The organism is Brevundimonas vesicularis, from assembly GCF_032067225.1.
GTDB lineage: Bacteria > Pseudomonadota > Alphaproteobacteria > Caulobacterales > Caulobacteraceae > Brevundimonas > Brevundimonas vesicularis_F.
In genome coordinates, this window is the sequence record NZ_DAMBJX010000087.1 from 1 (window position 1) to 8,121 (window position 8,121).

Annotated in this window: 8 protein-coding genes; 1 reads left to right on the forward strand and 7 read right to left on the reverse strand. The window is 67.1% G+C overall.

Going from position 1 to position 8,121, the window contains the following annotated elements; genetic code table 11:
• Both RT123_RS14895 and RT123_RS14900 read right to left on the reverse strand, forming a co-directional pair.
• On the reverse strand, positions 1-2,131 hold a 2,131-nt coding region (locus tag RT123_RS14895; RefSeq protein WP_313009963.1), incomplete at its 3' end, for a tipN.
• A gap of 139 nt (positions 2,132-2,270) precedes the next feature.
• Positions 2,271-2,453: a hypothetical protein gene (locus RT123_RS14900; RefSeq protein ID WP_039247996.1), complete on the reverse strand. Its 183-nt coding sequence runs from the start codon at positions 2,451-2,453 to the stop codon at positions 2,271-2,273.
• A gap of 157 nt (positions 2,454-2,610) precedes the next feature.
• Between RT123_RS14900 and RT123_RS14905 the strand changes: the two genes are divergently transcribed.
• Positions 2,611-4,089: a phospholipase D-like domain-containing protein gene (locus RT123_RS14905; RefSeq protein WP_313009964.1), complete on the forward strand. Its 1,479-nt coding sequence runs from the start codon at positions 2,611-2,613 to the stop codon at positions 4,087-4,089.
• On the opposite strand, the gene RT123_RS14910 is transcribed toward RT123_RS14905, so the two are convergent.
• The 5 genes from RT123_RS14910 to RT123_RS14930 form a co-directional block, all read right to left on the reverse strand.
• The gene (locus RT123_RS14910) at positions 4,074-4,811 is read right to left on the reverse strand and encodes an endonuclease/exonuclease/phosphatase family protein (RefSeq protein WP_313009965.1); all 738 of its coding nucleotides are present in this window, start codon (positions 4,809-4,811) and stop codon (positions 4,074-4,076) included. The genes RT123_RS14905 and RT123_RS14910 overlap by 16 nt on opposite strands.
• 72 nt (positions 4,812-4,883) lie before the next feature.
• Positions 4,884-5,561 (reverse strand): TPM domain-containing protein, encoded by a 678-nt coding sequence (locus tag RT123_RS14915; protein ID WP_233156356.1) that lies wholly within the window; start codon positions 5,559-5,561, stop codon positions 4,884-4,886.
• Positions 5,561-6,385 (reverse strand): TPM domain-containing protein, encoded by an 825-nt coding sequence (locus RT123_RS14920; protein WP_313009968.1) that lies wholly within the window; start codon positions 6,383-6,385, stop codon positions 5,561-5,563. Before RT123_RS14920 ends, RT123_RS14915 begins: the two co-directional genes overlap by 1 nt.
• Positions 6,382-7,065, reverse strand: a complete 684-nt coding sequence (locus RT123_RS14925) for a LemA family protein (protein ID WP_313009969.1) — start codon at positions 7,063-7,065, stop codon at positions 6,382-6,384. Before RT123_RS14925 ends, RT123_RS14920 begins: the two co-directional genes overlap by 4 nt.
• Positions 7,066-7,126: 61 nt before the next feature.
• Positions 7,127-8,050 (reverse strand): bifunctional methylenetetrahydrofolate dehydrogenase/methenyltetrahydrofolate cyclohydrolase, encoded by a 924-nt coding sequence (locus tag RT123_RS14930; protein ID WP_313009970.1) that lies wholly within the window; start codon positions 8,048-8,050, stop codon positions 7,127-7,129.
• Between the last annotated feature and the right edge of the window lie 71 nt (positions 8,051-8,121).

The following is an 8,121-nucleotide window of genomic DNA, read 5'->3' on the forward strand; positions in this document are numbered from 1 at the left end:
TCGCCGGCGGGGGCGTCTCTGCGGGTTCGAGCCGCAGGCGGCTGCGCAGACCGAACCGCCGCTCTTCGGCGGGCGGCGAGGCGGGAGGCGTTGGGCGATCGGTCCGGCGCTCGGGACGAGGTTCGGGCCGGGCCTCGATCTCTGCGGCCGGCTCGCGACGACGCGCCGGCGTCGTATCGCCCGACACCACGCCCATCAAACGCACGGCCTCGGTCAGCATGTCGTAGTTCCGGCGCACGCGATCCTGGAAGCCGACATCCAGCGCCTCGGTGTCCTCGGCCGCCTTGCGCGACGCGGCCGAAAGGGAGGCAAGGCCTTCCTCGACCGTGGCGCGTACGGCGTCGGCGCGGGCGCGGGCTTCCTGAGGCAGGCGCGCGGCCCGTTCGTCGATGTCGGCGACGGCGGTGTCGATTTCCGACAAGGCGCTGTTGAGGCGTGCCACCAGAGTTTCCAGGCGGCTGACCATCCGCTCGCCGGTCTCTTCGACCAGGCCGGACGTTTCGGTGACGATGCGGCGGGCGTCGGCGATGCGGGCGTCGGCGGCGGTGTCGGCCTTTTGGGCCGCGTCGAACAAGGATTCGCCCAGGCGGTCGGTGCGCAGACGCGCCTGTTCGGCGGCGTCGGCGGCGGCGGCGCGAGAATCCTCGGCCGTGGCGCGCATCTGCTCCAGAGCGCGGCGTGTCTCTTCCATGAGGGCGTCGCGCGCCTCGGCCGCCAGGGCCTCGAAGCGGTCGAGGGCGAGCTTGGTGGCGGAATCGAAGCCGTCGGCCTCGCGTTGCGACATGTCGACGAGAGCGCGGAACTGGTCGGTGGCCGCCTCGACCAGATCGCGCATGGACTCGACCGAGGTCTGGGTGGTGCGATCCAGATCGCCCGCGGCGCTGCGCGTGGCGGAAAGATGTTCGATCAGCTGAGCGCGCTGGCTTTCGACCTGGGCGGAGAAGTCCTCCTGATCGGTGCGCAGGGCGTAGGCGGCGGTGACCAGGGCGGCGCGCTGCTGGCTGAGGCCTTCCTCGACGGACTGGATCTGCTCGGCGACGCCCGAACCGGCGTTCTCAAGTCGGATGGTCTGGCGCGCCAGATCGTCGGACGCCACGCGGGCGGCGTCTTGGGCTTCGCCTGCGGCGGCGGCGAGGTCGGCGGCGCGGGCGGCGAGGGCGGCCTCGGCTTCGCGAAGTTGCGCCTGAGCCAAATCAGAGGCGTCCGCGACCATGCGCGATTGCCGCTCGACGGCGTCGATGACACCCGACGCCTGCGTATCCAGATGGATGCCCAGTGTCTGCATCTGGTCGCGTTCGCGGCCCAAGTTTTCGGTGAGACGACGCGCGGTGCGGCCGGCGTTCTCGGCCGCCTCGTTCAGGCGCGTTGTCTCCTGGGCCAGTGCCTCTCGAAGCAGGGCCATGTCGTTGCGGGCGCGTTCCGCCGCCAGGGTGGCGTGATCGATGTCGGAACGCAGCGACTGAAGCACCTCGCCGGTCTGTTGGGCGGCCAGGGCGGTCGGGGCGACCAAGGCCTCGGCCAGTTGCCGGGCGCGACGCGTCTCTGCGGCCAGACCCGCGCCCTGTCGGACGGCATGGGCCAGCATGATGGCCAGGCCCGCAGGGGCAAGGGCGATCAAGGCGTAGATGGCGATTCGCAGCGGATCCAGTTCTGCCCCGCCGGCGCCGAACTCGTAAGCGGCCCAGGAGGCGACGCCGCCGATCCACAGAGCTGAGGCGACGCCCGCAATCACATAGGCGTGGCGCCCTGACGGCTCGCCCTGGGCCTTGGCTTGAACGGTTTTCACAGCTGGCGGTTTGGACAGCTCGAACGGCGCGGGCGGCTGACCGGCGGTGACGGCCATATCGACAGGAGCCTCTGGCGTCGGTTTCGCATTGACGGGGGCGGCGCCGCGTTCGGCGGCAAAGGCACGTTCCTCGGCCTGGCGCTGCTCTTCCAGCAGGCGACGGCGGCGGCGCTCCGACATCGGCGGCTCGAACGTCGGCTGCACGATCTCGAAATCGGGCTCGGGGATCGGGTCGAGCGAATGCGTCGCCTCCTCTACCGGCATTTCGTCCGAGGTCGACAGATCGACCGGCGCGACGGCCTCGTCGTCGGTCAGCTTCAGCGGCGGCCGTTTGGGAGACTTCATAAGCTCAAAAACTCGATCTCTACGCGGGCGTCCGACAGCGCCAATGAAACCCTAGAGCATGATCGATGCGGACGAAACCGACTCAAGCCCGCAACCTGTCGATGAACCGCGTCACGCAGCGCGCAAAGCGCCGCCGGGTTCAGCAGTCGCGCTTGGATTCGGACAGCAGCGTGGCGTTGGAACCGGTGTCGCGACACTCCACCACACGGCGCACTTCGCGGTCGCCGTGGTTGGGGTTGTGGGTGTCGACGCCGAACTGCGTCAGGACGGCGGCGGCCAGCAGGGCGATGAAGCCAGCGATCAGTTCGACAAGCGCCTGCATTCTACCCTCCCTCGCAGCCTGTATAGCTACGCTCCTTATGCGCCAAATCGGCGAACGTCACAATCCCGCCCTGAAAGATTGACCGAAGGACTCGCGCGTGGAACGGAGGATGCAGGCGCTTCGACACCATGTCACGCGAATCAGACAGATAGGTCGCATGACTTTAGCCGGCGACAGTTACGAAGGCAGTCTGCTGGAGCCGGGGCCCGCCCTGTGGACGTCCGCCGTCGCGCACCGTTTTTCGGTGCTGATGGAAAACGAAGCCTATTTCGACGCCCTCTCGTCTGCGATTCACAAGGCGCAACGCTCCATCGTGCTGCTGGGATGGCAGTTCGATCCACGCACTCATCTGGATCCGGAGACGCGGCCCGGCGACAAATCGGCGGAAATCGGTCGCCAGCTGCGGATGCTGGTCAAGAAGAAGCCGGACCTAGATGTGCGACTGCTCATCTGGAAATCGCCGCTACTGATCGCCGCGTCGCAAGGATTCTATCCGCACAAGGCGCAGCGCTGGTTCCGTAAGCGGATGGTTGAGTTCCGGCTCGATTCCCCCGGTCCTATCGGCGCCTGTCATCACCAGAAGGTGGTGGTCATCGACGACAAGGTGGCCTTTTGCGGCGGCGGCGACATCTCGACCGATCGCTGGGATTCCGACGAACATCTGGACGGCGACCCGCGCCGCGCCCTGCCTAGCGGCCTGATCTGCAAGGCGCGTCACGAGGTGATGAGCGTGATGGACGGACCTGCGGCGCGTGCGCTGGGCGATCTGGCGCGCGAACGCTGGTTCAAGGCGACGTGGGAGCGCACCATCGCGGACGAGGTCGAGGACGATCCCTGGCCTGACGGCGTGCCGGTGCAGATGACCGACGTGCCCGTCGGCATCGCCCGCACAGAGCCGAAATGGTCGGGGCGTCAGGAGGTGCGCGAGAGCGAAGCCTTGCACTTGGAATCAATCCGGCGCGCCAAGCGGCTGATCTATATCGAAAACCAGTATTTCACCTCGCCGGTCATCGCCGCCGCATTAGCCGAACGACTGGCCGAAGTGGATGGACCGCAGGTCATCGTCATCTCGACCGCCAAGAGCCCGAGTTGGTTCGACAGCATGACCATGGACACGGCGCGGGCCGAGGTGCTGCACCGGCTGGAGCAGGCGGACAAATACAACCGCTTCTTCGCCTTCGCCCCGCTGACCGCCGACGGCGACCGGATCATCGTCCACGCCAAGGTGACGATTATCGATGATCGGCTTCTGCGGATCGGGTCCACCAATCTGAACAACCGGTCGATGGGCCTGGATACAGAATGCGACATCGCCGCTGAGCCTGTCGACGCCGCCGGTCGGGCCTTTATCACGGCGCACCGTCACCGGACGATCGCCCATTGGCTGGGCGTCGCGACGGAAGACTATGCGGCGGTCGAGGGCGTCTTCGGCTCGGTGGGGCAGGCGATCTGCAACTTTGAAACCGATCGGCTGAAGCCGCTGGGCTCAGAACCGCCGACGCGCATCCAGCGGATGTTCGCCGAATGGCAGTTCGGCGACCCGACGTCGTCCAGCGACGCCTGGCGGCCTTGGAAGCGTCTGAACCGTTCGCAACGCACGCGACCAGCGTCCGAGGGCGGTCACGCGCCGGGTTGAACGACCTCGAAATCGACGATCAGCGGCAGGTGATCCGAAGCGACGCGGGCCAGGGGCGAGAAGGCGGACCGCACCGCGCGGATGCGGATATGCGGGCTGACGAAACAGTGGTCGATGCGAATGGCGGGGAAGGCCGATGGGAAGGTCTTTACGCTGGGTTTCTGGCCCAACTGACGCTGGCAGTCCTGCAGGCTGCGGCACAGGGTCTGGTAGGGGCGGGTGATCGAAGTGGCGTTGAAATCGCCGGCCAGCAGGATCGGTCCCTCGCATCCACCGACCCAGCCGGATCCGGCCAAGGCTGCGGCCTGAAGACGCTGCTCGCGTGGCACCAGGCCCAGGTGGGTGTTCATGACGTTGACGCCCGTGCCGTCGATCTCGATTTCCGACCAGATCGCCCCGCGCGGTTCCAGCCCCGGAATGCCGCTCACGGTCGGCAGGGCGCCTGCGCGGATCAGCCGTTCGGGATGCGGGGTCAGGATGGCGTCGCCGTACTGTTCCGCCTCGACCCGCATCGCTGGATGGAAACGCGAGGTCATGGCCAGACCGTCGGCGATCGCCTCGGCCTGATCGACGCCGCCCGTCCGTGCGCGGCCGACATCCAGTTCCTGCAGGCAGACGATGTCCGGCTCGAATTCGGCGATCACGGCGACGACCCGGCCGACATCCAGACGGCGATCCGTGCCGACGCAGCGGTGAACATTGTAGGTAAGGAGGCGAGGCATGAGCTGGCGGCTGTTTGAACGTTGACCGTGGGCTAGGCCTTCTGACCCGCGAATGCGACCCCGATGCGACGATCAGAGTAGGATCAGATGATCGGGCAACTCGTTGCGATTGTCGGCGCGTGGCGGAAAATGGCGGGCCAGAACCTCGCCGCACAGACCGATGGCGGCGGCAAAGCCATCGACGGGGCGGTCGGCGCGCAGTTCGCGGGTGAGGACGGCGACGGCCTGAGCCCAGGCGTCCTCATCGACCTTGGCGTAGATGCCTTCATCGGCGATCAGTTCGACCTGATGTTCATCCATGGCCGCGAAGATCAGCACGCCCGTGCGCTCGCGCGTGATATGGACGCCTTGGGCCATGAACTGCTGCAAGGCGGCCTCCCTGACGCGGCCGCGCCTGACGCCGGCGGGCGTCACGAGACGGCGCACGGCTGGGATACGGGTCAGCAGAAAGACAGCAACGAAGACGACGGCCTGCGACAGGGCATAAAGGCCCAGAGCCTGAGCCGTCGTGGCGTCCTGCGCGGCCTGGTGGGCCGCCTCCCAGCCATCGCTGGGCCAGCGAAGATTTAGCACGAACGGAACGAAGACGATTGGGGCCAAAAGCGCCATCGCCGCCGCCCAAGCCAGGCTGACGTCCACATAGGTCGAGACACGACGCGCGACGACGCAGAAGATTTCACCCGACGTCTGACGCTCGGCCGCCGCTATGGCTTCGGCAATGCGGGTGCGGTCGTTGTCCGTGATCTGCATCACCATCCCCCCGAGGCGCCGCCGCCGCCGAAACTGCCGCCGCCGCCGCCAAACCCGCCGCCGCCGAAGCCAGCGCCGCCGCCCCAACCGCCGCCGCCTCTGCCGGAGTTCCGCAGCGCCTCTGACGCGGCCCACAACAGGACTGAGCTGGCATTGCTGCGTCGTCCGCGCCCGGACCGCATGGCGATCAAGAAGATGAACAGGAAAAGCCCGGCGATGATGACCAGCGGAATGACGGATTCGCTCTTGGTGTCGGCTTGCTCGGCCGCGGCGGCCTGGGCGCGCGCCTGCGCCTCCGCCGGGTCGAGCGACAACTGAGCTATGAGGGCGTCGACGCCCTTGATCACCCCGGCCTGGTAATCGCCGTCTCGAAACGACGGCAGGATGTCGTTGCGGATGACCTGAGACGAGAAGGCGTCGGTCAGAATGGGCTCCAGCCCATAGCCGACCTCCACGCGGACCTTGCGTTCATTCGGTGCGACGATCAGCAAGGCGCCGTTATCGTTCTCCTTCTGACCGATGCCCCAGGCGCGACCCAACTGATAGCCGTAGTCCTCGATCTCCTGATCCTGAAGGCTGTTGACCGTCACGACGACCAACTGGTCGGTCGAACTGGCTTCCAGCGCCGCCAGCTTTTCGGTCAGGGCCTGTTCCGTCGCGGGATCGAGCAGATTGGCCTGATCGACCACACGGCCGGTCAGGGGCGGGAAGTCGATCTTGCTCTGCGCGGCCGCCGGAAGGACGAGCAGCAAGGCGATGAGAAGGCCAAAAAGGAGGGCGGCGACGCCCGGCGAACGCCGCGCCCCCGCTTGAAGCGTCGTCACTGGGCGGGCGGGGTCGCGCCTGGCGCCACGGCCGGCGCGCCGCCGCCGGGCGCCGAGGCGTTGGCGGGCGGGGCGTTCAGGTTGAAGTTGACTTGCGGCGCCGACTGGGCGGCGGCGGTGGCGGTGAACAACTGCATCGGCTGCGACCCGCCATGCAGGGTCTTGGCCCAGATCACCTGCGGGAAGGTGCGCAGGGTCGTGTTGTAGTCGCGGACGGCCTCATTGTAGTCGCGACGCGCGATCTGGATGCGGTTCTCGGTGCCTTCCAGCTGAGACTGCAGGGTCAGGAAGTTCTGGTTGGCCTGAAGTTGCGGATAGGCTTCGACCGTCACCAGCAGGCGCGACAGGGCGCCGGACAGTTGGCCCTGGGCCTCCTGATACTGCTGGAAGGCCTGCGGATTATCGAGGTCGTCGGCCGAGACGTTGACCGAGGTGGCGCGGGCGCGCGCGTTGATCACGTCGGTCAGGGTGGTGCGTTCCTGGATCGCGGCGCCTTGAACCGTCGCGACCAGGTTTGGAATCAGGTCGGCTCGGCGCTGATACTGGCTCTGCACGTCGGCCCAGGCCGCCTCGGCCCGTTCCTGCTTGGTCGGAATGGTGTTGTAGCCGCAGCCCGCCACGGCGGGGACGATCATAAGAGCGCCGGTCAGAGCGGCGGCGCGAGCGTTGAGGCGGACCATGACATCTCCCGTTCGGCGATAGCGCCGTTGAGCGGGACTATTCACCGGCCCAATGAATGCATCAAGCGTCCAATGGCTGCGGTTGGATATTGTTGAGGCGGCAGGCGGCCGAATAGGTGTTGGCCAACAAACAGGCGATGGTCATGGGGCCGACGCCGCCCGGCACCGGGGTGATGCGACCTGCGACCTCGACCGCCTCCTTGAAAGCGACATCGCCGACGACGCGGGTCTTGCCCTCGGCGGCCTTGACGGGATCGGCCGAGGGAACGCGGTTGATGCCCACGTCAATGACGGTCGCGCCCGGTTTGATCCAGTTCCCCTTGATCATCTCGGGCCGACCGACGGCGGCGACCAGAATGTCGGCGCGACGGCAGACGTCGGGCAGGTCCCGCGTGCGCGAATGGGCGATGGTGACCGTGCAGCTTTCGCCGAGCAGCAGTTGCGCCATCGGCTTGCCGACGATGTTGGAACGGCCGACGATGACGGCGTTCAGGCCCGACAGATCGCCGAGTTGATCCTTCAGCAGCATCAGACAGCCCAAGGGCGTGCAGGGGACCAGACCCGGCAAGCCGACGGCCAGACGACCGGCGTTGACGACATGAAAGCCGTCCACATCCTTGTCCGGCGAAATGGCGTCCAGAACCACCGTCGCGTCGATGTGGGCGGGCAGGGGCAGTTGGACCAGGATGCCGTGGATGCCGGCATCCGCGTTCAGCTGGGCGATCAGGGCCAGCAGTTCATCCTGGCGAGTAGATTCGGTCAGGCGGTGGGTGTCGGAACGCATGCCGGCGCGCAGCGTCGTCTCACCCTTGTTGCGGACGTAGATCTGGCTGGCCGGGTCCTCGCCGACGATGACGACGGCCAGACCGGGTTTGACGCCGTGCGCGGCTTCCAGCCGGGCGACGGCCGCGCCGACGCGTTCCACCAGGGCGGCCGAGAAGGCCTTGCCGTCGATCAGCGTCGCAGGCGTGGATTGGGCCGACATGGCAGCTCCGTTTGGCGGGAAATCAGTATGGCGGCGATTTACAGCCGTCACGGTTCGCGTCTATGATCCGC

Bases quoted from the DNA above. Each gene is read 5' to 3' on its own strand.
- RT123_RS14900 (WP_039247996.1), bottom strand. From the start codon at position 2,453: ATGCAGGCGCTTGTCGAACTGATCGCTGGCTTCATCGCCCTGCTGGCC.
- RT123_RS14915 (WP_233156356.1), bottom strand. From the start codon at position 5,561: ATGCAGATCACGGACAACGACCGCACCCGCATTGCCGAAGCCATAGCG.
- RT123_RS14905 (WP_313009964.1), top strand. From the start codon at position 2,611: ATGACTTTAGCCGGCGACAGTTACGAAGGCAGTCTGCTGGAGCCGGGG.
- RT123_RS14925 (WP_313009969.1), bottom strand. From the start codon at position 7,065: ATGGTCCGCCTCAACGCTCGCGCCGCCGCTCTGACCGGCGCTCTTATG.
- RT123_RS14930 (WP_313009970.1), bottom strand. From the start codon at position 8,050: ATGTCGGCCCAATCCACGCCTGCGACGCTGATCGACGGCAAGGCCTTC.
- RT123_RS14910 (WP_313009965.1), bottom strand. From the start codon at position 4,811: ATGCCTCGCCTCCTTACCTACAATGTTCACCGCTGCGTCGGCACGGAT.